Raw genomic sequence first — 26,937 nt, forward strand, 5'->3', positions numbered from 1 at the left:
TATGGTGATCCTCGTGACGACGATCCGTGCCGACCTCGACGGCCTCCCCGCCTACGTCCCCGGCCGCGCGGTCCCGGGCGCGATCAAGCTCGCGAGCAACGAGGTGCCGCTCCCCCCGACCGCCCCCGTCCTCGCGGCGATCGCCGAGGCCGCCGCGGGGGGCAACCGCTATCCCGACCTCGCGACGGTCGGTCTCACCGCGCGCATCGCGCAGGCGCTCGGCGTCGCGCCGGAGCGGATCGCGACCGGGTGCGGATCGGTGAGCATCTGCCAGCAGCTCGTGCAGGCCACCTGCCTGCACCCCGAGGACGAGGTCGTGTTCGCCTGGCGCTCGTTCGAGGCGTACCCGATCGTCACGCAGATCGGCGGCGCGACGGCCCGCACCGTCCCGCTCACCGACGACTTCCGCCACGACCTCGACGCCATGGCCGCCGCCGTCGGGCCGCACACGCGCCTGGTGATGGTGTGCAGCCCCAACAACCCGACGGGCACCGTCGTCACCCGCGCCGAGCTGGAGCGCTTCCTCGTCGCCGTCGGCCCGGACGTGGTGGTCGCCTTCGACGAGGCCTACCGCGAGTACGTCACCGACCCGGACGCCGCCGACGGGCTCGCGCTGGTCGACGCCCACCCCAACCTCGTGGTCCTGCGCACGTTCTCCAAGGCCTACCGCCTCGCCGCGCTGCGGGTCGGCTACGCCGTCGCCTCGCCCGAGGTCGCCACGGCGCTGCGCAAGGTGTGCGCGCCGTTCAGCGTCAGCTCGGTGGCGCAGGCCGGCGCGATCGCCGCGCTCGACCACGCCGACGAGCTGCTGGCCGCGTGCGCCGAGGTCGTGACGGAGCGGGTCCGCGTGCGCGACGCGCTGACCGCCGCCGGCTTCACCGTGCCGCCGACCCAGGCCAACTTCGTGTGGCTGGCCCTGGGCGGGCGCACGGCCGACTTCGCCGCGCACTGCCTGGAGCACAAGGTGGTGGTCCGGCCGTTCCACCCCGACGGCGTGCGGGTCACGGTGTCGACACCGGCCGAGAACGATGCGTTCCTCGATGCGGCGACATCGTTCCCGGGCTGACCTGATCTGCGGTTCAATGGGGCGATGAGCTCCTACCCACCGCCCGGTCCGTCCTGGCCGCAGGGTTCCGGCTCGGGCGAGCTCGTCCCGTCCGAGGACCGGAACTGGGCCGTCGGCGCCCACCTCGGCAGCTTCGTCGCCGCCTACATCGCCCTCGGCCTGATCGCGCCGCTGATCGTCCTGCTGGTGCGCGGCGGGCAGTCGCCGTTCGTGCGGCGACAGGCCGTGGAATCGCTGAACTTCCAACTCAACGCACTCGTCATCATCGCGATCGGGTGGTTGCTGGCGATCGTGTTGATCGGATTCGCGATCCTCATCGTCTACGGCGTGTTCTACGTCGTCTGCGTCGTGCTGGCCACCATCAGGGCGTCGCAGGGCCAGGACTTCCGCTACCCGCTCACCATCCGCCTGATCAGCTGATCCGGGAGGATCGACCGCCGGGGCGTGACGATCGGGTCACGGTTGAGGGGCGTTCCAGGATCTTTCGGAGGAACGTCCGGAATCCGCGCGCGTCCGGCGTGGTCACGGGCCCCGGAGCGGCCCATACTTCCTCCCACCTCGCAACGGGGCGTGAATCGGGAGGAATCATGGGATTCATCGGTTGGATCATCGTCGGCGGCCTGATGGGCGCGCTCGCGAAGTACATCATGCCGGGTAAGGACCCGGGCGGGATCATCGTGACTCCTGATCGGCATCGTCGGCGGCCTGCTCGGCGGCTGGATCGCCTCGGCGGTCTTCGGCGTCAGCACCGGCGGCTTCTTCGAGATCCGGACCTGGCTCATCGCTCTCGTCGGATCCCTGCTCCTGCTGGGCATCTACCGCCTGGTGACCGGGCGGCGCAGCGTCTCGCGCTGACCCCCGACACCGCCGACGGCGCCCCCTCCGCTGCGGCGGGCGGGGCGCCGTCCGCGTCTCACGGCTCCAGGACGTACCCCGCGCCGCGGACCGTGCGGATCCGCTCGGGTCCGATCTTGCGCCGCAGGTAGGAGATGTAGACCTGCACGAGGTTGGCCGACGCCGGCTCCGACCACACCTCGCGCGCGAGGCGGTCGGGCGACACGACCTGTCCCGGCTCCGCGAGCATGGCCATGAGCAGGGCGAACTCGGTGGGCGAGAGCGAGACCGTCTGGCCGTCGACGGTGACGTCCCCGAACTCGGTGTCGACGACCAGCTCCCCGTGCCGCAGCACCGCGTGGTCGAGCGCCGGACCCAGTCGCAGCCGCAGCCGGATGCGCGCCGCGAGCTCGTCGACGGCGAAGGGGCGCAGCACGTAGTCGTCGCGGTCCCCGCGGAGCTGGTGCAGCAGACCGGCCCGGCGCTCACGCGGGGTGATCGCGATGACGGGGACGCCGGGCGCCTCGTTCTGGACGGCGGCGAGCACCGAGGTCTGGTCCGGACCGGGCAGTTCGACGTCGAGGACGATCAGCGCAGGGTCACGGGTGCGGATGGCGTCGAGCACGCCGATGCCGTGCCCGACGGGGCTGACGCTGACGCCGTCGGCCCGCAACGAGCGCAGCACGGAGGCCGACGCGGCCGTCGGGGGCAGCGCCAGCAGGACGTGATCGACCTGGGGCACGGGCACGCGTGGCTGGGGAATGACCGGCACGTACGTGGACGCACCCCCTGGGGGAGCAGCAGGGAGCATCGACGCCCACTCTGCCCCATCACCGACCGGAGTAACAATCCGCTAACGGAGCGACATCACCCCTCGGCGCAGGCGTCGTGACGCAGAGCTGAGAACTTGACTGAGCCGAACGGACTACCGGACACCCACCCGAGCGCGAACGGGCCGCGTTCCGGCGCTCCGGAACGACCTGTTGGCGCGTGCGCGCAACCCGCCCTCTCAGGTTCGTCGATCACAGGGCGTCATCTTCCTACTGTTCCGACCCATGCGACGGAAACCCCCCGCTGATACCGGCCGCTCGGAGACCACCGCCGAGCTGATCGCCCGCATCAGTGCCGAGCGCGACGCCCCGGTCGAGTCCACCGGCCGCCACGCCGTCCTCACCGCTCCCCCGCGGACGGCGTCCCCCCGGACCGCGGCCGAGCCGGACGTCCGGCGGCCGCGCCGCCCCGCGGCCGACCGCGTCGCCACCCCGCCGGCGGGTCCCCGGACGCGGCTCGCCCCCCTCGACGACGAGTCGCCCGCCGAGCGCACCGGGCCGATCGAGCCGGTCGGGATCCCGGCGCCGCGCACCGGCCCCGACGCCGACGCCCCGCGGCGCCGCCGCGAGCTGGCCGTCGTCGACGACGTCCTCGCCGACCCCACGGCCGACGAGACCCCGACGACCGTGCTGCAGTTCCTCGCCCCGGACCCGCCCGCGCGGCGCAGGCCGGTGCGGATGCTGGTGTCGGGCGCGCTGGTGGCCGTGGCGATGGTCGTCGTCGGGGCCGCCGCGGCCGGCTGGTTCGGCGGGACGACCCCGAACGCCCCGGCCCAGCTCACCGCGGTGAGCAACGGCGTGGTCCCGGAACCCGGCCCGACCGGGCCGACGGTGCCCGCCCCCGTCAACGGGGCCCCGGCCCCGGAGCCGGCCGCCGACGTGCAGACGACCGGCGGCGCCGTCGCGCCCGCCGACGGCGGCTACGGCTACTGACCGCACCCGTCCCGCCCGGCGCTCCCCAACGGGCGGGACGGGTGCGGTCAGATCGCGCGCTTGCTGTGCGGGCGCGGCCCGCGGGTGCCGCGGACCGGGTCGCCCTGCGGGCCGACGTGACCGGGCTGCGCGGGCGTGCGGGCCTTCTTGCGCCGGTCGGCGCGGTTGAGCGGGGCCTCCGGCGCCTCGACGTCGTCGACGGCGTCGGGGGTCTCGGGCTCGGGCGTGCTGGGCTTCTCGGACATGGCGACCTCCGGTGGGTGGGGCGACGGCAGCGGCGGCGGATCAGGAGATCATCGGCCGATCCTAGTGCCGCGGGGCACGGGCCCTCAGCCGGTTTCAGGCCAGCAGCGGGACGAGCCGTTCGGCGTGCTCGCGCAGCAGCCGGACGAGCTCGTCGTTGGGCTCCGCCACCCGCGCCGCGGGACCGCACAGCGCCAGCCCGGCCACGAGCGCACCGGTGGCCGGGTCCCGGATCGGGACCGCGAGGCAGCCCTTGTCGGCGGTGAGCTCGCCGCACTGCCGGGCCAGGTCCGCGTCCCGCACCAGCGCCAGCCGGTCCCCGAGCTCGGTCGTGCCGGTGACGGTGTGGGCGGTGAGCGGGCGCAGGTCGCGGGCCAGTGCGCGCCAGTCGGCCTGGTCGGCGAGCAGCAACCGCCCCAGCGCCGACGCGTGCGGGTAGCGGGCGAGCACGGCCGACTCCGTCGGCGGGTGGTCCGGGTCGGGATCGACGAGCGTGAGCGTGCCGCCGCGGAACGACGCGAGGTGCACACCCCAGCGCACCAGCCCGCGCAGGTGCTCGACGACGGCGCGCGCGGCCGCGGGCGGCTGCGTCACGACGGGCAGCGCGAGCCGGGCGGCGCGGCGGCCGAGCGCGAACCCGCGCAGGTCCGGCAGCCGCACCAGGTACTCCTCCCCCACCAGCAGGTTCAGCAGCCGGTACGTCGTGGCCTGCGGGAGCTTCAGCGCGGCGGAGATTTCCTTCGCCGTGACCCCGGGCCCCGCGGCCACGACCTCCTCCAGCACCGCCAGCGCGCTGCGCACCGCGCGCGGCTGGCGTCCGGAGAGCGGGGAGGGGTCGGTCACGGGCGGACCAGCACGTCGTCGGCGACGGTCTCGTCGTACGCCCCGATGCCGGCCAGCTCGCCGGGCCGCCGCCACCGCAGCCAGCCCAGCCACGCCAGCCCGGCGAGCACCAGCACGCCGATCACCAGCGGGATCACCCCGCCCCACGCCGACACCACGAACGCGACCAGCACCGCGAGCAGCACCGGCACCGCGACCGCGGTGACGACGAGCGGCGGCGCCGTCAGCTCGCCGATCCGGCGCAGGAACAGCGGAGCGGCCAGGCAGATCAGCAGGTAGGCGACGAGGTAACCGGCGGTCGCGACGGTGAGCAGCCCGGCCAGCACCTGCGATCCCGCGACGCCGGCCGCGAGCAGCCCGGCCGGGACGGCCGCCACCACCGGCAGCGCCACGGCGATCGCGACGTGCGGCGTGCGGAACCGGGGATGGGTGGCACCGAGTCGCGCGGGCACGATCCCGTCGCGGGCCATCGAGAACACGACCCGGACCAGCGCGCCCAGCGTCGCGAGCGTGCACGCGGCGAACGACATGGCGATGCCGACGTCGAGCAGCACCGCGATCCAGGCCTCGCCCCGGGCCATCACCAGCGTCAGGACCGGCTCGGGCTCGGTCGTCAGGCCGCCTGCGGCGAAGCCGCTGACCTGGGTGTAGGCCCCGAACAGGTACAGCACGCCGGCCGCGCCCGCCGTCCAGGTGACGACGCGCGGCACCGTCCGGAACGGCCGCCGGGCCTCGACGCCCATCGCGGTGGCCGCCTCGAAGCCGATGAACGCGCCGAGGGCGGGCAGGACCCCGGCGGCGATCCCGCCGAGGCCGGGGTCCGGCGGGGGCGGGCCCGCGGGGGCGTCGGCGCCGAGCAGCGCGAGGAACACCACCGTCATGACGGTGATCGAGACCGCCTCGACCAGCAGCACCACCCGCGCCGAGAGCCGCACCCGCACCAGCACCCCGCCGGTCGCGAGCACCGCGAGGACGCAGACGGCCAGCACCAGCACCGGGCGCGAGCCCTCGGTCCCGCCGAGCCGGGCCACCAGCGCGTCGAGGTAGATCGCCGAGCCGGTCATCGCCGCCATCGCGAGCACGCCGTAGCCGACGAGCAGCGCCACGCCCGAGCTGAACGCCGCGACCGGGCCGAGGCCCTGCGCGGTCAGGCTGTAGAGCGAGCCGGCGGCGGCCATCCGGCGCGTGAACTGGCCGATGCAGCTGCCGATCAGGAGCGCGACCGCCGTCGCGACGGCGAAGGACCACAGCGTCCCGGGCCCCGCGGTGGCCGCGACGATCGCGGGCACGGTGGCCATCGCGGCGGCCGGCGCCGCCCCGGCGACGGACTGCGCCAGCACCTCGGCCGGGCCGAGGTTGCGGCGGTCCAGGCCGTGCACCGGGGAACGGTGACGCAGGTGGGGCACGCGACGGTCCTTCATGTGGAGAGCCTTCCGCCGCTGGTCGGCGCAGCGTAGGACGCTATCGCCCGGATGCTGCGGAAGGCGACCGTCCGAATGAGAAAACCGCCGGGCGCGTTCCCGGGAGGTGGGAACGGGCGGCGGGCGATTCGCGCGAGCGGGCCCGGACCGTTGCCGGTCGGCGGGACACCGGCGGACGGTGCTGCGCAACCCGTCCCCGGAGGTCCGCATGACCGACCGCACGCACACCCTGACCGGCTCGCTCGGAGTCGGCTCCATCGTCTTCATGGTCGTGGCGGCCGCTGCGCCGCTGACCGTCATCGCCGGCACGGTGCCCCTGGGCATCGCCATCGGCAACGGCGCCGCGTTCCCCGCCACGTTCGCGCTGTGCTCGGTGGTGCTGCTGCTGTTCGCCGTCGGCTTCTGCGCGATGACCAAGCACGTGCCCGACGCCGGCGCGTTCTACTCCTACGTCGAGCGCGGTCTCGGGCGCGCACCCGGCTGGGGCGCCGCGTTCCTCGCACTGGCGACCTACACCGCCGTGCAGCTCGCGGTGTACGGCTACATCGGCGCGATCCTCGACGGACTCGTCCAGCACTACGGCGGCCCGGCGCTGCCGTGGTGGCTGTACTCGGTGGCCGCGCTGGCCGTCACCGGGGTGCTCGGTTACCGGCGGATCGAGCTGTCCAGCCGGGTGCTCGGCGTGCTGCTGGTGTCCGAGGTGGCGATCGTGCTCGTGTTCGACGCCGTCGTCGCGACCACAGGGTCGACGCCGTCGACCGCGCTGTTCGTGCCCGCCCAGATCGGGTCCGGCTCGGTCGGCGTCGCGATCATGTTCGCGATCGCCAGCTTCATCGGGTTCGAGGCCACCGCGGTGTTCCGCGACGAGGCCGTCGACCCGGAGCGCACCATCCCCCGCGCCACCTACCTCGCGCTCGTCCTGATCGGCGCGTTCTACACCGTCTCCGCGTGGGCCGTCGTGTCCGCGTGGGGCGACACCGAGGCCCTCGCTCAGGCCGGGGCCGACCCCGGCAACATGCTGCTGACGACGATCACGAACACGCTCGGCCCCGTCGGCGGCGACATCGCCCAGGTGCTGCTCGTGACCAGCCTGTTCGCCGCGATCCTGTCCTTCCACAACGTCCTGGCGCGGTACCTGTTCGCCCTCGGTGGCACCGGCGCGCTGCCCGCGGCCTGCGGGCGCAGCCACACCGTGCACGGCTCGCCGCACATCGCCTCGTTCGCGCAGACCGGCACCGCGCTGGTGTTCGTCGCCGTGTTCGCGCTCGCCGGGATGGACCCGGTGACGCAGGTGTTCGCGTGGATGGCCGGCACCGCGACGCTCGGCGTCCTCGCCCTGATGGCCCTGACCTGTCTGGCCGTGCTCGTGTTCTTCCGGCGCACCGGCGCCGACCGCAGGCCGTGGCAGACGGTGGTCGCGCCCGGGCTCGGACTGGCCGGACTCCTCGTCTGCCTCTGGTTGACGATCTCCAACTTCTCCACTCTGATCGGTGGGTCCACCGGACTCGCCACCGCGATCGGCGCCGTGCTGGTCGTGTTCTTCGTCGCCGGAGCCGCCTGGTCGGCCCGGCCCGTCCCGACCGTCGCGCCCGCTGCATCTGGGAGGCACTGACCATGACCCTCGCCGAGACCCGCACCACCCATCCGCTGGAGCTGACGACCGCAGCCGAGGTCGACGCCGTCCGCACGGCGCTCGTCGAGGCCGGGCTGCTGGGCGAGTCCGTCCGGTTCGCGTTCTTCGCCCCCGAGGAGCCCGTCAAGTCCGCCGTGCTCGACGGCACCGCGGCCGACCGGCGCTTCCGGGCGGTCCTGCTCGACGTCGCCACGGGTCGCTCGGTCGACACCGTCGTGTCGGCCACCAGCGGCGAGGTCGTCTCCTCCCGCGAGCTCGACCCGCCGGTCGACGGCCAGCCGCCGATCATCGACACCGAGTTCGAGATGATCGAGGAGATCCTCAACGCCGAGCCGGCCTGGCTGGCCGCGCTGGAGGCCAGGGGCATCGCGCCGGAGTCCGTGCGCGCCGTGCCGCTCTCGGCCGGGGTCTACGAGATCCCGGGCGAGGTCGGGCGCCGGATCGTCCGCGCGTTCGGGTTCCAGCAGGACCACGAGAAGGACCACCCCTGGGCCCACCCGATCGACGGGCTCGTCGCCTACGTCGACCTCACCGGCCGCTCGGTCGACCGCGTGATCGACACCGGGCCCGTGCCGGTGCCGTCGACGTCGGGCAACTTCGACGACCCCGCGTTCGTCGGCGAGCCCCGCACGACCCTCAAGCCGATCGAGATCACCCAGCCCGACGGCCCGTCGTTCTCCGTCGAGGGCAACCGGGTGCGCTGGGAGAAGTGGGACCTGCGCATCGGGTTCAACGAGCGCGAGGGCCTGACCCTGCACCAGATCAGCTTCGACGGGCGGCCGGTGGTCTACCGGGCGTCGGTCGCGGAGATGGTGGTGCCCTACGCCGACCCGGCGCCGGTGCGCTTCTGGCAGAACTACTTCGACTGCGGCGAGTACATGTTCGCCCGCTACGCCGACTCGCTGCAGCTCGGCTGCGACTGCCTCGGCGAGATCCACTACCTCGACGCCGTCATCGCCGACGACCTCGGCCACCCGAAGACGATCACCAACGCGATCTGCATGCACGAGGAGGACACGGGCGTCCTCTGGAAGCACTCCGACCTGTTCACCGGCAGCGCGGAGACCCGCCGCCAGCGCCGCATGGTGTTCTCGTTCTTCACCCCGATCGGCAACTACGACTACGGCTTCTACTGGTACCTCTACCTCGACGGCACCATCCAGCTCGAGGTCAAGGCCACCGGCATCGTGTTCACCGCGGCCGCACCGTCGGAGTACGCCACGGAGGTCGCGCCCGGGCTCATGGCGCCGTTCCACCAGCACCTGTTCTCCGCCCGGCTGGACATGACCGTCGACGGGGTGGCCAACGCCGTCGACGAGGTGCAGGCGCAGCGCGTGCCGGTGGGCCCGGAAAACCCCTACGGCAACGCGTTCCGCAGGGCCCGGACGCGCCTGACGACCGAGTCCGACGCCCAGCGCCTCGCCGACACCTCCGTCGGACGGACCTGGCACATCGTCAACCCGGACGTGCAGAACGCGCTGGGCCAGGACGTCGGCTACGCGCTGATCCCGGAGGGGCGCCCGGCGATGCTGGCCGACGAGTCGTCGTCGATCCACGCCCGCGCCACGTTCGCCACGAAGCACCTGTGGGTGACGAAGTACGACCCGGCGGAGCGCTACCCGGCCGGGGACTTCGTGAACCAGAACCCCGGCGGGGCGGGGCTGCCGGCGTGGGTCGCGGCCGACCGGCCGGTGGACGGGGAGGACATCGTCGTGTGGCACACGTTCGGCACCACCCACTTCCCGCGGCCGGAGGACTGGCCGGTGATGCCCGTCGACCACACCGGCTTCACGCTCAAGCCCGTGGGCTTCTTCGACCGCAACCCCACCCTCGACGTGCCGAGCAGCGGGGGGAAGCACTGCAGCTGACCGGTCCCGCGGGCCGCGGAATGGGGGCGGTCGCAGGGGCGTTCGAGCCGGGTGATGGCACCCGTCCGGCTCTCGCTCCTCGACCGCTCCCGCACCCGCGCCGGTGAGCCCGACGCCGCCGCGCTGCGGCACACCGTCGAGCGCGCCCGCCGGGCGGAGGCGTCGGGGTACCACCGGTTCTGGGTCGCCGAGCACCACGCCGTCCCGGGGATCGCGAGCGGCAGCCCGCCCGTCCTGATGGCCGCGGTCGCCGCGCGGACCGAGCGGATCCGCGTCGGTTCGGGCGGGGTGATGCTGCCCAACCACCAGCCGCTCGTCGTCGCCGAGCAGTTCGCGATGCTCGAGGCGCTGTTCCCGGGCCGCGTCGACCTGGGCGTCGGGCGGTCGCTCGGGTTCACCGCCCCGGTGCGCGAGGCCCTGCGCAGCGACGGCGCCGACACCTTCGCCGACGACCTCGCCGAGCTGCGCTCCTACCTCGACGGTCGCGCGGCCGTCACCGCCCGGCCCCGGCTCGACCACCCGCCGCCGGTGTTCGTGCTGGCCACCGGCTCGGGTCTCGCCGTGGCCGGGGACGCCGGGCTGCCGGTCGTGCTGGGCGGCCCGGTCCTCGACGACGCCGCGGTCGGCGAGCGCATCGCCGACTACCGCTCCCGGGCCCGGGCGGCCGGTGCGGAGCCGTACGTCGTCGTCTCGCTCGACGTGCTGGTGGCCGACTCCGTCGACGCCGCCCGCGAGCTCGCGGTCCCGGAGGCGTGGGCGCTGGCCGCGGCCCGCACGACGGGGGCGTTCCCGGCCCTGGAGCCGGCCGACGCCGCGCGGCCGCTCACCCCGCGGCAGCGCGAGGTCGTCGACGCGGCGGTGGGGCGCACCGTGGCCGGGGACGACGCGACGGTGGCGGCCCGGCTCGACGACCTCCTCGCCCGCACCGGGGCCGACGAGCTGCTCGCCTCCACCTCGACGTTCGACCGCGACGCCCTGCGCGAGTCCGACGGCCGCCTCGCCGCGCTCTGGGCCCGCCGCGCTTGACCGGTCGGGCCGCGGGGTTCAGGCGGCCGGGCGCGGACCGGGCACCGGGGAGATGCCGGGGACGGGATCGGCCCCGCCGCGACCGGCCGGGGAGGTGCCCAGGTCGTCGAGGCGGACGGGGCGGTCGCAGCCCCGGCAGGCCAGCTGGGGGTGCACCACCCGCCCGCACTTCTCGTGGCGGATCACCAGCGCCCGGCCCTCCGGTGAGCGGAAGTTGCGCTGCCCCCACTCGACGGTCTGCAGCACGACCGGCAGGAAGGCGCGCCCCTTGCTGGTGAGCCGGTAGTCGAACCAGTCGGGGCGCTCCGCGTCGGGCACCGCCTGCATGACGCCGATCTCGCAGAACGTGCGGAGCCGCTCGGTGATCGTCGGGATCGGGCCGCCGAGGAACTGCACGAACTCCGAGTGCCGGGTGACCCCGCGGAAGGCCGCACCGACCACCGCCCACGACCACCGGTCGCCGATCAGCACCATCGTCTCCGGGAACTCCCCCGCGGTGACCCCGGTGGACCGGGAACGCCGCCGGTTGGCGACCTCGGGGATCGACCGCAACCACCCGCCGCTCGGCCCGACGGTCATCCGCAGGTGGCGTCCGGCGATCTCCGCGCCGCACGCCGCGCACTCGGTGCACGGGTCGAGCACCCGGCCGCAGGGCAGGTGCACGATGTCGAACCCGGGGCGCCCGGGCACCGTGCCCCACCGGCTCTCCCACGCCCAGATCCCGACGAGCGCGGGCCAGGTCGCCCGGCCGCGCGGCGTCAGCTCGTAGCTGTGGCGGACCGGGTTGGTCTGGTACGCCTCGCGCCGGAACAGGCCGAGATCGGTGAGCATCGCGAGCCCGCCGCTCAGCACGGAGTTGGAGATCTCGCCGTGCCGGATCCAGTCGGAGAAGCGCCGGTCCCCCGCCATCGCGCGGGCCAGGATCCACAGGTTCCACTCACTGGCGAGGATCTGCGACGCGAGGGCCAGGGCGTTGGGACCGCCTTCGGGCAGCACGATCTGCCGGCCCCGGACGTCATCCGGCACACGACCACCCCCGCCCCGTCGCCGGACCGTACAGCAGCCCAGCTGCGGAGATTGTCCCTCACGCCTTCCCCGCCAGCAACCCGGCGTGCTACAACTACCGGAGTCACTTACATCAGTTAACAGAGTGACTTGGTCAGGAGGCCGTCGTGTTGGACATCGAGGACCTGTCGATCTCCTTCGGCGGCGTGACGGCGCTGGACGGCATCGGGCTGCAGGTGGCGGCCGGGGAGATCTGCGGGTTGATCGGGCCGAACGGGGCGGGGAAGACGACCCTGTTCAACTGCGTCACCCGCGTCCACCACCCGTCCGCCGGCCGGATCGGCATCGGGGACGTCGACGTCCTCTCCCTGCGCCGGCACGAGGTGGTCGCGCACGGCATCGCCCGGACCTTCCAGAACCTCGCGCTGTTCGCCTCGATGACCGTGCGCGAGAACGTCCTGGCCGGCGTGCAGCACCGCGCCCGGCCCCGCCTCGTCGCGGCGCTCGTCGGCTGGCCCGGCGAGCGGGCCCGCAGCCGCGCCCTCGACCGCGAGGTGGACGCCCTGATCGACCGGATCGGGCTCGCCGGCGTCGCCGACCGCACCGTCGCCGAACTCCCCTACGGCACGCTCAAGCGGGTCGAGCTGGCCAGGGCGCTGATCGCCCGGCCCGCCGTGGTCCTGCTCGACGAGCCCGCGGGCGGCCTCACCCACGGCGAGGTGCGCGAGCTCGGCGAGCTGATCCGGCAGGTCCGCGACGACACCGGCACCGCGTTCCTGCTGGTCGAGCACCACATGGGCCTGGTGATGAGCATCAGCGACCGGGTGGTCGCGATGGAGTTCGGCCGGGTGATCGCGCAGGGCACACCGGCCGAGATCACCCGTGACCCCGCCGTCGTCGCGTCCTACCTGGGGAGCCGGGCGTGAGCGCGGTGCTCGGGGTCGCCGGTCTCGACGCCGGGTACGACCGCGTGCAGGTCCTGCGCGGCATCGACCTGGAGGTGCGCAGCGGCGAGGTCGTGGTCGTGCTCGGGTCCAACGGTGCGGGCAAGACGACGCTGCTGCGGGCCGTCAGCGGACTGCTCCCCCACCGCGGCACGGTCACGCTCGACGGCGTCGACGTCAGCGGGGCCGCCCCGCACGCCCTGGTGCGCCGCGGGCTGAGCATGGTCCCGCAGGGCCGGGGCACGCTCGCCGCGCTGTCCGTCGAGGACAACCTGCGGGTCGGCGCCACGGCGCGCGGGGACCGCGAGGGCGTCGCCGGCGACCTGGAGCGCTGGTACGACACCTTCCCCCGGCTGGCCGAGCGCCGGAGGCAGGTCGCGGGCACGCTCTCCGGCGGCGAGCAGCAGATGCTCGCCATCGCCCGGGCGATGATGAGCAGGCCCCGGCTGCTGCTCTGCGACGAGCCCAGCCTCGGGCTCGCCCCGCTGGTGACCCGGATGCTGTTCGAGCGCCTGGTGGAGATCAACCGCACCGACGGTGTGGCGCTGCTGCTCGTCGAGCAGAACGCCGACCTCGCCCTCGAGATCGCCACCCGCGTCTACGTGCTGGAGACCGGCGCGGTGCGCGCCACCGGCCCTGCGGCCGACTTCACCGACAGCGACGCGATCCGCGCCGCCTACCTCGGACTGTGAGGGCCCCGTGGAGATCTTCCTGACCCGGCTGTTCAGCGGGTTCGCCGCGGGCTCGGTCTACGCGCTGATCGCGCTGACGCTGGTGATCGTCTTCCGCAGCTCCGGCACCATCAACTTCGCGCAGGGCGAGTTCGCGCTGTTCACCACCTACCTCGCCTGGTGGCTGAACCAGCTGGGGCTGCCGCTGCTGGCCGCGCTCCCGGTCGTCGTGCTCGTCGGGTTCGGGATGGGCGCGGCCACCGAGCGCTTCCTCATCTCCCCGATCAGCGCGCGCAGCGAGATGGGCGTGCTGATCGTCAGCCTGGGGCTGTTCACCGCGCTCAACGGGTTGTCCGGGCTGCTGTGGGGCTCGGACGACAAACCGTTCCGCGGGGTGCTCCCCGCGGGGTCGTTCGAGATCGGCGGCGCCCTGCTGCCCTACGACGTGGTCGGGCTGATGCTGGTCCTCGTCGCGGTCGTCGTGGCCGTCCACCTGCTGCTGACCCGCACCCCCCTCGGGCTGTCGATGCGGGCGGTGGCGACGAACCGCGAGTCCGCAGCGCTCAGCGGCGTCGACGTCGGCCGGGTCCTGATGTCCGGCTGGGGTCTCGCCGCGGCGATCGGCGCGCTGGCCGGGGTGCTGCTCACACCGGTGCTGCCCCCCAACCAGCTCTCGCTGGCCACGATGTTCACGGTGCTCATCTACGGGGCCGCGGCGGCGCTGCTCGGCGGGCTCGACAGCATCCGGGGCGCGGTGGTCGGCGGGCTCGCCCTGGGCGTGGCGCAGGCGATGATCGGCGGCTACCTCGGTGCCGTCGGCGCCGAGATGAAGCTGACGATCGCGTTCCTGATCATCGTCGGGATCCTGGTGGTGCGCCCGGCCGGGCTGTTCGGCACGCGCGGGGTGGTGCGGGTATGACCGCCACGACCGAAGCCCCTCCCGCCGCGCCGCGACGCGGACCGCGCGTGGTCGTCCGGGGCGGGCGCACGCACCGCACCGCACTGGCCGCACTGGCCGTCGCGGCGCTGCTCGCGGCGGCGGGCGGTGCCGGACTGGACCCCTTCCTCCGCGGGCAGGTCACCCTCGTCCTGATCTACGCCGTCGCGATCTCCGGACTGAACCTGGTCAACGGCTACACGGGCCTGATTTCCGTCGGGCACTCCGCGTTCTTCGGGCTCGGCGCCTACGTCACGGGCGTGCTCGTCGTCCGGTTCGACCAGGACCCGCTCTCCACCATCCCGACGGCGATGGCCCTGTGCTTCGTCGTCGGGCTCGCGGTCGGCATCCCCGCGCTGCGGCTGCACGGCCTCTACCTGGCGACCGTCACGCTCGCCCTCGGCATCGCCTTCCCCGAGGTGGTCGCCCGCCTGGAGGGCCTCACCGGTGGCGCGGCGGGGCTGCAGATCCCCCGGCGGCTGCTGGCACCGCCGCCGTGGACCGGCCTGACCGTCGGGCAGAAGGACCTGTGGATCTACTGGCTGTCGGTGGTGCTGCTCGCCGTCGTCCTGCTCGCCGTGCACAACCTGGTCACCAGCCGGTTCGGGCTCGCCATGCGGGCCGTGCGCGACCACGAGGTCGCGGCGGCCGCGTCCGGTGTCGACCTGGCCCGGGTCAAGGTGCTGGTCTTCGGCCTCTCCGGGGCCGTGACCGGGCTGGGCGGCTGCCTGTTCGCGATGTACATCGGCAGCCTCTCGGCGTCCGGCTCGTTCTCGCTGCTCCAGGCGATCGCGCTGCTCACCGGGCTCGTCATCGGGGGCAGCGCCACCCGCACGGGCCCGCTGGTCGGTGCGTTCGCCGTGGTCTTCCTCCCGTACTGGACCTCCTCGATCGGCGCGGGCCAGCTCGCGTCCGTGCTGTTCGGCGTGGTGCTGATCGCGATCGTCTTCGTCATGCCCGAGGGCATCGTCGGCGGTCTCGCCCGGCTCTCGCGCCGCGTGCTCGTCGTCCGTCCGGCTCCACCCCATCCCCCCTCCGCCCCGAAGGACGCACCATGAGAGTCCGTTCCCTGATCGCCACCGCGGCGGTCGTGACCTCGTTGACCGCCTGCGCCAACAGCGCCGGGGAGACGTCGGCGCCCGCAGCCGCGACGGGCGACGGCCTGATCTCCACCGACGCGTGCACCGACCCGGCCGCGGCCACCGCGCCGATCACCGACACCATCCGGATCGGGTGGACGGCCGCCCTGTCGGGCACCTTCGCCGCCTCCGTGCGCCAGAGCTTCGACGGGATGCAGGCCCGCATCGACACCGAGAACGCGCGGGGCGGGATCGACGGCGTCATGATCGAGCTCCTGGAGCGCGACGACGCGTTCCAGCCGGCCCGCGCCAAGGCGAACGTCACCGAGCTGATCCAGCGCGAGGACGTCGACATCATCGGCGTCGCCGGGGCCGGGCAGCTGGGCGCGGTGATCGACGACCAGAACGCGGCCTGCGTGCCCGCGCTGATGACCGGCACGTCGGCCGCGCAGTTCCGCGACGTCACGACCTACCCGTGGACGACCCAGTCACTGCCGGCGGGCACCGGGGAGGCCACCTTCCAGGCCGGCTACATCGCCGAGACCTTCCCGGACGCGCGGGTCGGCGTCCTGGAGAACCAGACGGAGTCCGGCAAGGCCTCCTCCGCCGCGTTCCAGGCGGCCGCCGAGGCCGCGGGCGTCGAGGTGGTCACGACCGTCCCCCTCGGCGACGACAAGATCGTCGCGTTGACGTCGCTGCAGGAGGCCGGCGCCGACGTCTACCTCGTCGCGGGCGTCGTGACCGACTGCCTGGCCGTCTCCGAGGCGCTGGGCCGGGTGTCCTACCAGCCGAGGCTGGTCGTCCAGGCCTCGACCTGCGCCGACGCCGACCTCATCTTCAAGCCGGCCGGGGCCGTCGCCGACGGCCAGATCGTCGGCAGCTACATGCGCCTGCCCGCCGACCCGGTGCAGAGTGCCGAGCCCGCCGTCCAGGAGTACCTCGCCGCCGCGGCCGCCGCCGGGCTGGAGTCGCCCACCTCGGCCTACGCGGTGGACGGCTGGATCAAGGCCGACGTCACGATCGCCGCCATCCGCGCCGCCGCCGAAGGACCCCACGGGCTCAGCCGCGCGAGCATCATGACGGCCGCGCTGAACCAGGACTACGCGCCGCCGATGTACCTCGACGGCATCCGGTTCGTGTCCACCCCCGAGCGGTTCACCGGCACCACCGCGCTGCAGGCGCTGCGGTGGGACGCCGCCGCACAGGCCTTCGAGCCCGTCGGCACCCCGATCGCCATCGGCTGAAGCACCACGAGAGGACACGCACCGCATCATGGCCACCGTGGACCCGGACGTCCGGGCCGTCCTGGACGAGCTCGCCGCCGGCGCGTACGACACCGGGCGGATCGACCGCTCGGAGACCGACGAACAGCGTCGCAGCGCGATCGAGACCGACCCGCTGCTGCGCCGGGAGACCGCGCCGGGCCTGCGGACCCGCGACCTGCTGGTGCCCGGCCCGCACGGGGACGTCCCCGTGCGGGCCTACCTGCCGGCCGGCACCGGGGAGCCACCCGGGGTGGCGATGTACTTCCACGGAGGGGGGTTCCACAGCGGCACCATCGACCTCTACGACGCCACCTGCCGCGAGCTCGCGGCCGGGAGCGGGTGCGCGATCGTGTCGGTCGGGTACCGGCTCGCCCCCGAGCACCCGTACCCCGTCCCGCTGGACGACTGCTTCGCCGCCACCGCCTGGGTGCAGGACAACGCCGCGGAGCTGGGGGTCGACGGTGCGCGGCTCGCCGTCGTGGGGGGCAGCGCGGGCGGCAACCTCGCCGCCGCGGTGGCCCTGCGGGCCCGCGACGGGTCGGGCCCGCGCATCACGCACCAGGTGCTGCTGTTCCCCGCCGCGGGACACCGCCCGGACAGCCCGTCGATGCACGAGTTCGCACAGGGGTACTGGCTCACCGCCGACACCGTCGAGTACTGCTGGCACACCTACCTGCCGCGGCCGGAGGACCGCACCGACCCGTACGCGTCACCGATCGACGCACCGGACCTCTCCGGGCTGCCGCCGGCGCTGGTGATCACCGCCGAGTGCGACCCGCTGCGCGACGTCGGCGAGCTCTACGCCCAGCGGCTCGCCGACGCCGGGGTGGCGACCCGGCTGTCGCGCTACTTCGGCACCATCCACGGCTTCACCCTCATGGCGGGCCGGATCCGGCGGGGGCGCGAGGCGCTCGCCGAGGTCGCCGCGTCGCTGGCGGGCGCGCTCCGCTCGCCCCACGGACACGACGGGCTGGTGGCCTCCGCCCTCGCGGCGGAGGTCGTGCGCCGCTACTTCGAGGACGAGCTGCACCACGCCGACCTCGACGGGGCCGACGCCCTGCACGGCGAGGACTACGTCTGGCACGCCCCGAACGGCCGCTCCCTGGACCGGGACGAGACCTCCCGCTTCGTGCGGAGCCTCTACCGGGCGCACAGCGACGTCACCGTCGACGTGCACGACCTCGTCGCGCAGGGCGACCGGTGCGTCGCCCGGTTCACGATGGCCGGCCGGCAGACCGGGACCTGGATGGGGGTCGGCCCGGCGGACCAGAAGATGAGCATGCGCGGGCAGATCCTGTGCCGGGTGCGCGACGGGCGCATCGTCGAGGCGTGGGAGCTGATCGTCGAGGAGCGGGGATGACGCTGCACCTCTCCGCCGTGCTCGGCGCGCTCCCCGGCCGGTCCGACGACGACGCCGTGCTGCGGTTCGGCGACGCCGTCTGGACCCTGCGCGAGCTCCGCACCCGCGGTGACCGGCTGGCCGCGGCGCTGCGGGCCCGGGGCGTCGGGCCGGGCGACCGGGTGGCCTTCCACGACACCACGTCGCCGCACACGTTCGTCGCGCTCCGGGCGGTGACCCACCTCGGCGCCGTGCTCGTGCCCCTGAACTGGCGGCTGACCCCGACCGGCCTGGCCGAGCTGATCGCCGACTGCGACGCCCGGGTCGTCCTCGCCGGACCCGGGGCCCCGCACGCGCTGCCCGGTGCCGTCGCGCTGGACGACCTCGTCGCGGAGGCGGGAGCCGACCCCGGCCCGGTCGTCGGCGGACCCGACGACGTGGCCGTCCAGATGTACTCCTCGGGCACCACCGGCGTCCCCAAGGGCGTGCTGCTGACCCATCGCAACCTGCTCGGCAAGTTCGTCGGCCGCCCGTCGGTGTGGGGGGTCGGACCCGGCGACGTCGTGCTCGCGACGATGCCGTACTTCCACATCGGCGGACTGGGCTGGGCGCTCGCGGGCCTCGTGCACGGCGCCGTGGTCGTCGCGGGTCCGGCGCTCGGCCCGGCCGAGACCGCCGAGCAGGTGCGGCGCACCGGCGTGACGCACGCCTTCTGGGTGCCCGCCGTCCTCGTCGCGCTCCTCGACGCGGGCGTCGACCTGGCGATGCCGGACCTGCGGGTGGTCGTGTACGGCGCCGCGCCGCTGGAACGGTCCGTGCTCGACGTCGCCCTCATGGTCCTGGACTGCGATCTGGTGCAGGGCTACGGGCTCACGGAGACCACCGGGCAGGTGCTGAGCCTCTCGGCCGAGGACCACCGGCGGTGGGCCGGCGCACCCGGGCCGCTGCCGACCGGGCGGCCCGACCCGGGCGTCGAGGTGCGGATCCGGCCGCTGCCCGGTGACGGGGCGACCGCACCGGACGGGATCGGGGAGATCGAGATTCGCGGTGAGCAGGTCACGCCCGGCTACTGGCGCCTCCCCGACGCCCGGCCCGTCGACGAGGACGGCTGGCTGCGCACCGGGGACTGCGGGCGCAGCGACGACGACGGCTACGTGTGGGTCGTCGACCGGATCAAGGATCTGATCATCAGCGGCGGGGAGAACATCACCCCGGCCGAGATCGAGGCGGTGCTCGACGAGCACCCGATGGTCCGCGAGTGCTGCGTGGTCGCCCGCGCGTCCCGCCGGTGGGGTGAGGTGCCGCTCGCCGTCGTCGTGCCGGTCGACCACGCGCAGGCCGACGCCGACACCCTGCTCGCCCACTGCGCCGCGCGGCTCCCCGCCTTCCGGCGACCCGCCGCGGTCGAGTTCGCCGGGGAACTGCCCCGCAACGCGATCGGCAAGGTGCTCAAGAACGAGGTGCGCCGCCGCTTCGCGGGCGCCGACGGAGGTGCGCGGTGACCGTCCACGTGCTCGGAGGGGCGCAGACCGACTTCGCCAGGGTCTGGTCCCGGGAGTCCACCGAACCGATCTGGGCGATGCTCTCCGCCGTCGTCCCGGCCGCGCTGGCCGACGCCGGGGTCGACGCCGCCGACGTCGAGGCCGGGCACGTCGCCAACCTCGCGGGCGAGCTGTTCGCGGGCCAGGCGCACCTGGGGGCGATGCTGCCGGCCCTGGACCCCGCCTGGTCGGACCTCCCCACCTCCCGGCACGAGGCCGCCTGCGCCTCGGGCGGCGTCGCCCTGCTGGCCGCGGCCGCGGAGATCGAGGCGGGTCGCTACGACGCGGTGCTGGTCGTGGGCGTCGAGCAGATGCGCAGCGTCGCCGGGACCGAGGCGGCCCGGCACCTGGGTTCCGCGGCCTGGGTCGGGCGCGACGAGATCCGGGACGGCCTGCCGTGGCCGTCGCTGTTCGAGGCGATCGCCCAGGAGGTCGACGACCGGTACGGGCTCGACCGCGACCACCTGACCGCCCTCGCCGTCGCGGCCCGGGAGCGGGCCACGCACAACCCGTCGGCCCAGACCCGCTCGTGGCACCGGTCCGACGCCGACTTCGCCGCGGACGACCAGACGAACCCGCTGGTCACCGGCCGGATGCGGCAGAGCGACTGCGGCCGGATCACCGACGGCGCGGCCGCGGTGGTGCTGGCCGGGGACGCCTTCACCGAGCGGTGGCGACGGCGGCACCGGGCCCCGGCCCCACCGCACCTCGCCGGGTGGGGACACCGGACGGCGACGCTGTCGCTGGCCGACAAGCTCGCCGCGAGCCGGGGCGGGCCGTACCTGTTCCCGCACCTGCGGCGGGCCGTCACCGAGGCCTACGACCGCGCCGGGATCGGCGGGCCCGCCGACCTCGACGTGATCGAGACCCACGACTGCTTCACCATCACCGAGTACGTCGCGCTGGACCACCTCGGCATCACCCCGCCGGGCCGCAACCACGAGGCCGTCGAGGACGGGCGGATCTTCGCGGGCGGGGCCGTCCCGGTGAACCCGTCGGGCGGGCTGCTCGCCGCAGGGCACCCGGTCGGGGCGACGGGGGTCCGGATGCTGCTCGACCTCGCGCGGCAGCTCACCGGTCGGGCCGAGGGCTACCAGGTCGAGGGCGCCCGGCGCGGGGCGATGCTCAACATCGGGGGCAGCGCCGCGACCGTGGTGACCGCGGTGCTCGCCCGCTGACCGGTCAGGGGCGGGGGTAGCGGATCAGCAGGCTGGCGTGCACGTCGGCGTCGAGGCCCGCCGCGTAGCCGTGCGGCACGTCCGACGCCCACTCCAGGTGCTCCCCGGGGCCCGCGCGCCGGGGGGCGTCGGTCGGGCCGGCCTCGAGCGTCCCGGCGAACACGGTGACGTGCTCGGTGACGCCCGCGTGGTGGGCCGGGGAGGTCTGGGCGGCGCCGGCGGGCAGGTGCATGCGGTAGAGCTCGTAGGTGACCGGGCCGTCGTCGAACACCCGCAGCAGGGCCATCTCCGCAGCCGACCCGCGGACCGGTCCGGGCGCCGCGACCAGGGCCGTCAGGGGGAGGCCGAGCGCGCTCGTCACCGCGTAGAGGGTCTCCAGCGTGGGGTTGCGGGTGCCGGACTCCAGGCCGGACAGCGTCGCCTTCCCGATCCCCGCCCGCCGGGCCAGCTCCGAGAGCGACAGTCCCCGTTCGCCGCGCAGGGCCGTCACGCGCGCGCCGATGCCGGTGCTCTCCGTCAGAGCGGGGCGGCCTTCCTCGGCGCTGGGCATCGGGCTATCGTGCCATCGTTCCGTAAACGGAACACTTGAGCATCCGGCCGGTTGCAGTGGGGTGACTTCACTGCGACCGGGCTGGGGTGGAGCCACCCCACTGCGGGGCGGGGCGGGAGGTGGCGGGTGCAGGCGGTGCTGGCGGGGATCGTCGCGGCGCTGGTCGGGTTCGCGGGCGCGTTCACCGTGGTGCTGACGGGGCTGCGGGCGGCCGGGGCCGACGAGGCCCAGGCGGCGTCCGGGCTGCTCGCGGTGTGCGTCGCGTCCGGGATCGTGGCCGTCGTGCTCGGCCTGCGGTACCGGATGCCGATCAGCATCGCCTGGTCGACGCCCGGCGCCGCGCTGCTGATCTCCGCGGGCACCCCGGACGGCGGCTTCCCGGCGGCGGTCGGCGCGTTCCTGCTGTGCGGCGTGCTGATCGTCGTCGCCGGGCTGGTGCCCGCGCTGGCCCGGCTGGTGGCCGCGATCCCGCCGCACGTGGCCGGGGCGATGCTCGCCGGGGTGCTGCTGCCGCTGTGCCTGGCGCCGGTTCGGGCGGTCGCGGAGGTGCCGCTGCTGGCCGCGCCGGTGGTGGTCGTGTGGGTGCTGGTCGGGAGGTTCGCGCGGGCGTGGGCGGTGCCGGGGGCGCTGGTGGTGGCCGTCGGGCTGATCGTCGCGACCGGGCCGACGGTCGTCGGCGGGGCGCCCGCGGTCGTGTGGACGCCGCCGACGTTCGACCTGCCGGCGCTCGTCGGGATCGGGCTGCCGCTGTTCCTCGTCACGATGGCCTCGCAGAACGTGCCGGGGATGGCGGTGCTCGCGCAGTTCGGCTACCGGCCGCCGCTGCGGCCGATCCTGGCCGCCACCGGCGTCGCGACGGTCGCGGGCGCCCCGTTCGGCGGGCACGCCGTGAACCTGGCCGCGATCAGCGCCGCACTGGCCGCGGGGCCGGAGGCGGGTGCTCCGGAGCGGCGGTGGATCGCGTCGGTCACCAACGGGGTCGGGCTGGCGGTGCTCGGCCTGGGGGCGGGGCTCGCGACGGCGGTCGTGGTGGCGTCGCCACCCGTGCTGATCGAGGCCGTCGCCGGGCTGGCGCTGCTCGGGGCGCTGGCGTCGTCGCTGGCGGCTGCGGTGGCCGACGTCGACGGGCGGGAGGCCGCGGCCGTGACGTTCGTGGTGACGGCGGCCGGCGTCGCGTTCCTCGGGCTGGGCTCGGCGTTCTGGGGGCTGCTGGCCGGGGCGGCGATGACGCTGCTGCACCGGCGCCGCGCCGCCGTTCCGGGGCCGCCTACGGCGTCCGGCCGATGAACGCCAGCAGCTTCGTCTGCTCGTCGGCGTCGTCGGGGACGGGCACGCGCGGGCCGTAGTGGCCGCTGGTCCGCAGCACCTCGTCGAGCGGGAGCATCCCCTCGTAGAGCCGGTGCACCTCGTCGGGATCGAGCCGCTCGTCGCCGCCGGTGGCGCGGGCGAGGTCCCAGGTGTGCAGGAAGACGTCGGTGGTGCCGATCATGTCCAGGGTCGCGGCGAAGGTGTTCCGGCCCATCGGGGTGTCGCGCTCGGCGTCGGCGACGGCGGGGTCGGCCAGCGCCGAGCGGAGCAGGGCGTCGAGCGCCGCCCACGCGGCCGCGGGGTCGTCGTCGACGGACGGGATCTCCGCCGGGGGCAGGTCCCACTGCCCCGCGAAGAACCCCGGGATCCACTCGACGAGGTGCCGCACCACGTCCCGGGCGACCCAGCCCTCGCACGGCGCCGGGTGGTCCCAGGCACCGGGCGGGACGGCGGCGACCCGCCTCGTGAACCCGTCGGCGATCCAGCGGTAGCGCTCGGCCTGCTCGGTCATCGTTCCTCCTCGGTTGGGCGTCCACGGAGGGGACGACGACGACGGTCACGACTCATCGGTTCCTACCCGAGCAGGCCCCGACGGGTCAGCAGCGGGGCGAGCTCCGGGTCGCGTCCGCGGAAGGCGCGGTAGGCCTCCATCGGGTCGACCGCGCCGCCGCGGGAGAGCAGCTCGCGCCGGAAGGTGTCGCCGTTGGGCCTGCTCAGGCCGCCGTTCTCGGCGAACCAGTCGACGGTGTCGGCGTCGAGCACCTCGCTCCAGATGTAGGAGTAGTAGCCGGCGCTGTAACCGCCGCCGAACACGTGGTTGAAGTACGTGGAGCGGTAGCGCGGGGGTGCGCTCGGGACGTCGACGCCGGCCGCCGCCAGCGCGTCGGCCTCGAACGCGAGCACGTCGTCGACGCGGGCGTCCGGGCCGAGGCGGTGCCAGGCCAGGTCGAGCAGGGTGGCGGCCAGGTACTCGGTGGTCGCCGTGCCCTCGCCGAAGCGCCGCGCCTCCCGCAGCCGCTCCACCAGCTCGACGGGCAGCGGCTCCCCCGTGACGTGGTGGCGGGCGTAGTTCGCGAGGACCTCCGGGTCCTCCAGCCACATCTCGTTGACCTGGGACGGGTACTCCACGAAGTCGCGCGGCACCCCGGTCCCGGAGAACGTCGGGTACTCGACGTCGGACAGCAGCCCGTGCAGCGCGTGCCCGAACTCGTGGAACAGCGTGCGGACCTCGTCGATCGTCAGCAGGGTGGGCTCCCCGCGCGCGATGTTGAGCGTGTTGAGGACGACGGGCCGGGTGCCGAGCAGCCGCGACTGCGTCACGAAGCTGTTCATCCACGCGCCGCCGCGCTTGGAGTCGCGGGCGTAGAGGTCGGCGACGAACAGCCCGAGCGGGCCGTCGTCGTCGGCGACGTCGAAGACCCGCACGTCGGGGTGGTGGAGCGGGAGGTCGTGGCGCTCGGTGAAGGTCAGGCCGTAGAGCCGGCCCGCGGCGAAGAAGACGCCGTCGTGCAGGACGCGCTCGAGCTCGAGGTAGGGGCGCAGTGCGGCGGAGTCGAGGTCGAAGCGCTCCTTGCGCAGGCGCTCGGCGTGGAACGCCCGGTCCCACGGCTCGATCGCGTGGCCCGCCGTCTCCGCCAGCTCCGCGGCCTCGGCGCGGGCGTTCGCGGCGGCCACGGGCACCAGCTTCGCCAGCATCTCGTCGATCGCCTCGACGGACCCCGCGGTGCCCTCCTCCACGACCCAGCTCGCGTGGTGCGGGTGCCCGAGCAGCGCGGCGCGCTCGGCCCGCAGGGCGACGGTGCGCAGCACGATCTCGCGGGTGTCGTGCTCGTCGCCGTGCGCACCCCGGGTGACCGACGCCGTGTACAGCTCCTCGCGCAGCCCGCGGTCGGTGAGCGAGGCCAGCGCGGGCTGCGCGGTCGGCAGGACCAGCGCGATCCGGTCGCCCCGCGCGGCGACGGCGGCGACCGTGTCGGCGGAGAGGCCGTCGAGGCGGGCCGGGTCGTCGACCGGGACGGCCGCCGCGTTGGCCCCCGCGAGCAGCCGCGCCCCGAACTCGGTCGACAGGGCGGAGAGCTCGGCGTTCAGCTGGCGCAGCCGCCGCTGCTCGTCGGCGCCGAGGCGGGCACCGGCGCGCACGGCGTCGCGGTGGTGGCGCTCCAGCAGCCGCCGCGACTCCCCGTCGAGCCCGTCTGCGGGGACCGCCTCGATCCGCGCGAACAGCGCCGGGTCCAGCGTGATCGCGTCGCCGTGCGCGGCGAGCCGCGGCGCCACCTCGGCCTCGATCGCCCGGATCCCGGGCGTGCTGTGCGCGCTGACGAGCGTGAAGAACACCGCCGACACGCGGCGCAGGGTGGCGCCGGAGCGCTCCAGCGCCTCGATCGTGTTCGCGAACGTGGCCGGCTCGGGGTTCGCCGTGATCGCGTCGATCTCGGCCCGCTGCTCGGCCATCCCGGCGGTGAACGCGGGCGCGAAGTGCTCCTCGCGGATCGCGTCGAGGTCGGGGTAGCCGAGCGGCAGCGGACTGGGGGCGAGGAACGGGTTCACGCCCCCGACACTAGGTGCTCCGGGCGGCGTCCTCGGCCGGGCGTGCCGGGGCCGGACCTCCCGGTGACCTGGAGGCGTGCCGCACCGCCGAGGATGGGGCCGTGGCGCAGGTGCGGGTGGGTGTGGCGGCGGTCGTCGACGACGGGGGCCGCTGGCTGGTGCTGCGCCGCCGCGGCGCGCACGGCGCCGGGACCTGGGGGTTGCCGGGCGGGCACCAGGAGTTCGGGGAGTCGCCCGAGCAGACCGCCGTGCGGGAGGTGGCCGAGGAGACCGGGCTGACGGTCGTCGCCGACGCCCGGCTGGGCTTCACCGACGACCCGATGCCCGAGATCGGGCGGCACTACGTGACGCTGTTCGTCGGCTGCACGGTGACCGGCGGCCGGGCGCGGGTGGCGGAGCCGGACAAGGCGTCGGAGCTGGCCTGGCTGACCCCCGACGAGCTCCGGGCCCGCGACGACCTGTTCGCGCCGCTGCGCCGGTTCCTCGCCGTGAGCGGATAGGCGCGCCGGGGCGGCCGTATCGCGCACGGGTGGCGTCAGCCGCGCACCAGCTCGGCCGCCCGCTCCCCGATCGCGACGGCCGTGGCGGACGGGCCACGCCGCGGCACCGTCGGCAGCACCGACGTGTCGGCCACCCGCAGCCCCTCGACGCCGAGCACGCGCAGCGCGGGGTCCACGACCCGCCCGATCGCGGCGGTGCCGCACAGGTGGACCGAGGTCGTCAGGTGGTCGGCGATCCAGGCGTCGAGGGTGCGGTCGTTGCCCAGCACCCCTCCGTCGGGACCCACCCGGGTGCCGACGCCCGCCCGGAGCAGGTCGGCCGCGGTCCGGATCGCGTGGCGCAATCGGCGGCGGTCGTGCTCGGTGCGCAGGTAGCGGTACTCGATGCGGTCGAGGGTGAGCAGCCCGCGGCTGTCCGGGTGCTGCAGCGCGCACATCAGGTGCAGCGGACCGCCCGGGGCGAACGGGCGGACGAACGCGAGCACCTCGACGTCTCCGGCGGGGTCGGCACCCGCGTCCCAGTTCAGCGCCACCTGGCTGCCGGGTGCGTGCGGGTGCGCGGGCGGGTCGTCGGCGGCGAAGGGGAGGAAGACGGCGGGGTGGTCGGAGAAGTCGACGCCGACGGGGAGGTCGACGCGCAGCCCCGGCCCGATCCCGGAGCGCAGCAGCAGCCGCGGCGTCCCGACCGCCCCGGCCGCGAGCACCACCTCCCCCGCCTCGACGACCTCGCCGTCCGCCAGCAGCACGCCTCGCGCGCGGTCGCCGTCGAACAGGACCCGGTCGACCGGGGCGTCACCGCGCACGGCCGGGCCCCCCTCCCCGCCCAGGTACGCCGTCGCCGCGTCGATCCGCACCCCGTCGACGCTGTTGGTCGGCACCACCCCGGCGCCCGGGGCCGCACCGGCGTTCTTGTCCGGCTCGGCCGCGAAGCCCAGCCGGCGCGCCGCGTCGAGGAAGCGGGAGGCGGCGGGGTGCAGCAGGTCCCCGGACGGCCGCCGCACCGGCACCGGCCCGGTCGTGCCGTGCAGCGGGTCGGACTCGGACCGCTCGTAGAACGGCAGGAGGTCGTCCCAGCTCCAGCCGGGGCCCCACTCCTCCGACCGGGTCGCGCGCACCCAGTTGGCCCCGTTGATCGCGCTCGACCCGCCGAGACCGAGCCCCCGCGGGACCACGGCGGGCCGCCCGGGACGCAGGAGCACCTCGTGCGCCCAGTTCCGCGGGTGGTCGGGGGCGGTGGCGGCGAGCGAGGTGGCGTCGAGCAGCTCGGGGAGCCCGGACACCGGGCCGGCCTCCAGCAGCAGCGCCCGCGGGCCGAGCCGCCCGGCCAGCGCGCACCCGGCCGACCCGCCCCCCACCACCACGACGTCCCGCACCCC

Annotated in this window: 26 protein-coding genes; 17 read left to right on the top strand and 9 right to left on the bottom strand. The window is 74.9% G+C overall.

What is annotated here, in order from left to right:
* Nucleotides 1–13 precede the first annotated feature (13 nt).
* The 3 genes from hisC (at nucleotide 14) to H6H00_RS32795 (ending at nucleotide 1,921) form a co-directional block, all read left to right on the top strand.
* Complete coding sequence (gene hisC / locus H6H00_RS07310) at nucleotides 14–1,066, top strand: histidinol-phosphate transaminase (protein ID WP_379540044.1); 1,053 nt, start codon at nucleotides 14–16, stop codon at nucleotides 1,064–1,066.
* A 24-nt stretch (nucleotides 1,067–1,090) separates the two neighbouring features.
* A complete protein-coding gene (locus tag H6H00_RS07315) occupies nucleotides 1,091–1,486 on the top strand; it encodes a DUF4870 domain-containing protein (protein WP_185720564.1) in 396 nt (131 codons plus the stop codon).
* 300 nt (nucleotides 1,487–1,786) lie between these two features.
* Nucleotides 1,787–1,921: a GlsB/YeaQ/YmgE family stress response membrane protein gene (locus tag H6H00_RS32795; protein ID WP_369408067.1), complete on the top strand. Its 135-nt coding sequence runs from the start codon at nucleotides 1,787–1,789 to the stop codon at nucleotides 1,919–1,921.
* A gap of 58 nt (nucleotides 1,922–1,979) precedes the next feature.
* Here H6H00_RS32795 and H6H00_RS07325 read toward each other — a convergent pair whose 3' ends face one another.
* Nucleotides 1,980–2,648: a response regulator transcription factor gene (locus H6H00_RS07325; protein WP_255425621.1), complete on the bottom strand. Its 669-nt coding sequence runs from the start codon at nucleotides 2,646–2,648 to the stop codon at nucleotides 1,980–1,982.
* A gap of 307 nt (nucleotides 2,649–2,955) precedes the next feature.
* Here H6H00_RS07325 and H6H00_RS07330 point away from each other — a divergent pair, with 307 nt between their 5' ends.
* The gene (locus H6H00_RS07330; protein ID WP_185720566.1) at nucleotides 2,956–3,663 is read left to right on the top strand and encodes a hypothetical protein; all 708 of its coding nucleotides are present in this window, start codon (nucleotides 2,956–2,958) and stop codon (nucleotides 3,661–3,663) included.
* A 47-nt stretch (nucleotides 3,664–3,710) separates the two neighbouring features.
* On the opposite strand, the gene H6H00_RS07335 is transcribed toward H6H00_RS07330, so the two are convergent.
* The 3 genes from H6H00_RS07335 to H6H00_RS07345 all read right to left on the bottom strand — a co-directional run bounded on the left by H6H00_RS07335 (nucleotide 3,711) and on the right by H6H00_RS07345 (nucleotide 6,155).
* Nucleotides 3,711–3,908 (bottom strand): hypothetical protein, encoded by a 198-nt coding sequence (locus tag H6H00_RS07335; RefSeq protein WP_185720567.1) that lies wholly within the window; start codon nucleotides 3,906–3,908, stop codon nucleotides 3,711–3,713.
* Nucleotides 3,909–4,002: 94 nt separating this feature from the next.
* On the bottom strand, nucleotides 4,003–4,749 hold the full coding sequence (locus tag H6H00_RS07340) for an IclR family transcriptional regulator (RefSeq protein WP_185720568.1): 747 nt from the start codon (nucleotides 4,747–4,749) through the stop codon (nucleotides 4,003–4,005).
* Nucleotides 4,746–6,155 carry an APC family permease gene (locus H6H00_RS07345; protein ID WP_255425622.1) on the bottom strand — a complete coding sequence of 470 codons (1,410 nt, stop codon included), beginning with the start codon at nucleotides 6,153–6,155 and terminating at the stop codon, nucleotides 4,746–4,748. The genes H6H00_RS07340 and H6H00_RS07345 overlap by 4 nt, the downstream gene beginning before the upstream one ends.
* Before the next feature lie 223 nt (nucleotides 6,156–6,378).
* Between H6H00_RS07345 and H6H00_RS07350 the strand changes: the two genes are divergently transcribed.
* The 3 genes from H6H00_RS07350 to H6H00_RS07360 are packed head-to-tail and all read left to right on the top strand — an operon-like array spanning nucleotide 6,379 to nucleotide 10,697.
* Complete coding sequence (locus H6H00_RS07350) at nucleotides 6,379–7,782, top strand: APC family permease (protein ID WP_185720570.1); 1,404 nt, start codon at nucleotides 6,379–6,381, stop codon at nucleotides 7,780–7,782.
* Nucleotides 7,783–7,784: 2 nt separating this feature from the next.
* Nucleotides 7,785–9,671, top strand: a complete 1,887-nt coding sequence (locus tag H6H00_RS07355) for a primary-amine oxidase (protein ID WP_185720571.1) — start codon at nucleotides 7,785–7,787, stop codon at nucleotides 9,669–9,671.
* A gap of 54 nt (nucleotides 9,672–9,725) precedes the next feature.
* A complete protein-coding gene (locus tag H6H00_RS07360) occupies nucleotides 9,726–10,697 on the top strand; it encodes an MsnO8 family LLM class oxidoreductase (protein WP_185720572.1) in 972 nt (323 codons plus the stop codon).
* 18 nt (nucleotides 10,698–10,715) lie between these two features.
* On the opposite strand, the gene H6H00_RS07365 is transcribed toward H6H00_RS07360, so the two are convergent.
* On the bottom strand, nucleotides 10,716–11,723 hold the full coding sequence (locus H6H00_RS07365; protein WP_185720573.1) for a winged helix-turn-helix transcriptional regulator: 1,008 nt from the start codon (nucleotides 11,721–11,723) through the stop codon (nucleotides 10,716–10,718).
* A 146-nt stretch (nucleotides 11,724–11,869) separates the two neighbouring features.
* On the opposite strand from H6H00_RS07365, the gene H6H00_RS07370 reads away from it, so the two are divergent.
* The 8 genes from H6H00_RS07370 to H6H00_RS07405 are packed head-to-tail and all read left to right on the top strand — an operon-like array spanning nucleotide 11,870 to nucleotide 20,656.
* Nucleotides 11,870–12,628, top strand: a complete 759-nt coding sequence (locus H6H00_RS07370; protein ID WP_185720574.1) for an ABC transporter ATP-binding protein — start codon at nucleotides 11,870–11,872, stop codon at nucleotides 12,626–12,628.
* The gene (locus H6H00_RS07375) at nucleotides 12,625–13,338 is read left to right on the top strand and encodes an ABC transporter ATP-binding protein (protein WP_185720575.1); all 714 of its coding nucleotides are present in this window, start codon (nucleotides 12,625–12,627) and stop codon (nucleotides 13,336–13,338) included. The genes H6H00_RS07370 and H6H00_RS07375 overlap by 4 nt, the downstream gene beginning before the upstream one ends.
* 7 nt (nucleotides 13,339–13,345) lie before the next feature.
* Nucleotides 13,346–14,236: a branched-chain amino acid ABC transporter permease gene (locus tag H6H00_RS07380; RefSeq protein ID WP_185720576.1), complete on the top strand. Its 891-nt coding sequence runs from the start codon at nucleotides 13,346–13,348 to the stop codon at nucleotides 14,234–14,236.
* Nucleotides 14,233–15,312, top strand: coding sequence for a branched-chain amino acid ABC transporter permease (locus tag H6H00_RS07385; protein ID WP_185720577.1), 1,080 nt, complete (start codon nucleotides 14,233–14,235; stop codon nucleotides 15,310–15,312). Before H6H00_RS07380 ends, H6H00_RS07385 begins: the two co-directional genes overlap by 4 nt.
* Nucleotides 15,309–16,577, top strand: coding sequence for an ABC transporter substrate-binding protein (locus tag H6H00_RS07390; protein ID WP_185720578.1), 1,269 nt, complete (start codon nucleotides 15,309–15,311; stop codon nucleotides 16,575–16,577). The genes H6H00_RS07385 and H6H00_RS07390 overlap by 4 nt, the downstream gene beginning before the upstream one ends.
* Nucleotides 16,578–16,605: 28 nt before the next feature.
* Nucleotides 16,606–17,958: an alpha/beta hydrolase fold domain-containing protein gene (locus H6H00_RS07395; RefSeq protein WP_185720579.1), complete on the top strand. Its 1,353-nt coding sequence runs from the start codon at nucleotides 16,606–16,608 to the stop codon at nucleotides 17,956–17,958.
* Nucleotides 17,955–19,439 (top strand): AMP-binding protein, encoded by a 1,485-nt coding sequence (locus H6H00_RS07400; RefSeq protein WP_185720580.1) that lies wholly within the window; start codon nucleotides 17,955–17,957, stop codon nucleotides 19,437–19,439. The genes H6H00_RS07395 and H6H00_RS07400 overlap by 4 nt, the downstream gene beginning before the upstream one ends.
* Complete coding sequence (locus tag H6H00_RS07405) at nucleotides 19,436–20,656, top strand: acetyl-CoA acetyltransferase (protein WP_185720581.1); 1,221 nt, start codon at nucleotides 19,436–19,438, stop codon at nucleotides 20,654–20,656. The genes H6H00_RS07400 and H6H00_RS07405 overlap by 4 nt, the downstream gene beginning before the upstream one ends.
* A 4-nt stretch (nucleotides 20,657–20,660) precedes the next feature.
* Here the strand turns inward: H6H00_RS07405 and H6H00_RS07410 are convergent, their stop codons facing one another.
* Nucleotides 20,661–21,206, bottom strand: coding sequence for a helix-turn-helix domain-containing protein (locus H6H00_RS07410; RefSeq protein WP_185720582.1), 546 nt, complete (start codon nucleotides 21,204–21,206; stop codon nucleotides 20,661–20,663).
* 126 nt (nucleotides 21,207–21,332) lie between these two features.
* Between H6H00_RS07410 and H6H00_RS07415 the strand changes: the two genes are divergently transcribed.
* A complete protein-coding gene (locus H6H00_RS07415) occupies nucleotides 21,333–22,493 on the top strand; it encodes a benzoate/H(+) symporter BenE family transporter (protein ID WP_185720583.1) in 1,161 nt (386 codons plus the stop codon).
* On the opposite strand, the gene H6H00_RS07420 is transcribed toward H6H00_RS07415, so the two are convergent.
* Nucleotides 22,474–23,025, bottom strand: coding sequence for a TIGR03086 family metal-binding protein (locus H6H00_RS07420; protein ID WP_185720584.1), 552 nt, complete (start codon nucleotides 23,023–23,025; stop codon nucleotides 22,474–22,476). The genes H6H00_RS07415 and H6H00_RS07420 overlap by 20 nt on opposite strands.
* Nucleotides 23,026–23,087: 62 nt before the next feature.
* Nucleotides 23,088–25,061 carry a M3 family metallopeptidase gene (locus H6H00_RS07425; protein ID WP_185720585.1) on the bottom strand — a complete coding sequence of 658 codons (1,974 nt, stop codon included), beginning with the start codon at nucleotides 25,059–25,061 and terminating at the stop codon, nucleotides 23,088–23,090.
* Between the two features lie 101 nt (nucleotides 25,062–25,162).
* Here H6H00_RS07425 and H6H00_RS07430 point away from each other — a divergent pair, with 101 nt between their 5' ends.
* A complete protein-coding gene (locus H6H00_RS07430) occupies nucleotides 25,163–25,561 on the top strand; it encodes a nucleotide triphosphate diphosphatase NUDT15 (protein WP_185720586.1) in 399 nt (132 codons plus the stop codon).
* Nucleotides 25,562–25,596: 35 nt separating this feature from the next.
* Here H6H00_RS07430 and H6H00_RS07435 read toward each other — a convergent pair whose 3' ends face one another.
* Nucleotides 25,597–26,934 (bottom strand): GMC family oxidoreductase, encoded by a 1,338-nt coding sequence (locus H6H00_RS07435; RefSeq protein ID WP_255425623.1) that lies wholly within the window; start codon nucleotides 26,932–26,934, stop codon nucleotides 25,597–25,599.
* Nucleotides 26,935–26,937 lie beyond the last annotated feature (3 nt).

The organism is Pseudonocardia petroleophila (genome assembly GCF_014235185.1).
GTDB classification, from domain to species: Bacteria; Actinomycetota; Actinomycetes; order Mycobacteriales; family Pseudonocardiaceae; genus Pseudonocardia; species Pseudonocardia petroleophila.

Coding starts and splice junctions, on each gene's coding strand:
- H6H00_RS07315 (WP_185720564.1), top strand. CDS start 1,091: ATGAGCTCCTACCCACCGCCCGGTCCGTCCTGGCCGCAGGGTTCCGGC.
- H6H00_RS07330 (WP_185720566.1), top strand. CDS start 2,956: ATGCGACGGAAACCCCCCGCTGATACCGGCCGCTCGGAGACCACCGCC.
- H6H00_RS07335 (WP_185720567.1), bottom strand. CDS start 3,908: ATGTCCGAGAAGCCCAGCACGCCCGAGCCCGAGACCCCCGACGCCGTC.
- H6H00_RS07350 (WP_185720570.1), top strand. CDS start 6,379: ATGACCGACCGCACGCACACCCTGACCGGCTCGCTCGGAGTCGGCTCC.
- H6H00_RS07355 (WP_185720571.1), top strand. CDS start 7,785: ATGACCCTCGCCGAGACCCGCACCACCCATCCGCTGGAGCTGACGACC.
- H6H00_RS07360 (WP_185720572.1), top strand. CDS start 9,726: ATGGCACCCGTCCGGCTCTCGCTCCTCGACCGCTCCCGCACCCGCGCC.
- H6H00_RS07385 (WP_185720577.1), top strand. CDS start 14,233: ATGACCGCCACGACCGAAGCCCCTCCCGCCGCGCCGCGACGCGGACCG.
- H6H00_RS07390 (WP_185720578.1), top strand. CDS start 15,309: ATGAGAGTCCGTTCCCTGATCGCCACCGCGGCGGTCGTGACCTCGTTG.
- H6H00_RS07395 (WP_185720579.1), top strand. CDS start 16,606: ATGGCCACCGTGGACCCGGACGTCCGGGCCGTCCTGGACGAGCTCGCC.
- H6H00_RS07400 (WP_185720580.1), top strand. CDS start 17,955: ATGACGCTGCACCTCTCCGCCGTGCTCGGCGCGCTCCCCGGCCGGTCC.
- H6H00_RS07410 (WP_185720582.1), bottom strand. CDS start 21,206: ATGCCCAGCGCCGAGGAAGGCCGCCCCGCTCTGACGGAGAGCACCGGC.
- H6H00_RS07420 (WP_185720584.1), bottom strand. CDS start 23,025: ATGACCGAGCAGGCCGAGCGCTACCGCTGGATCGCCGACGGGTTCACG.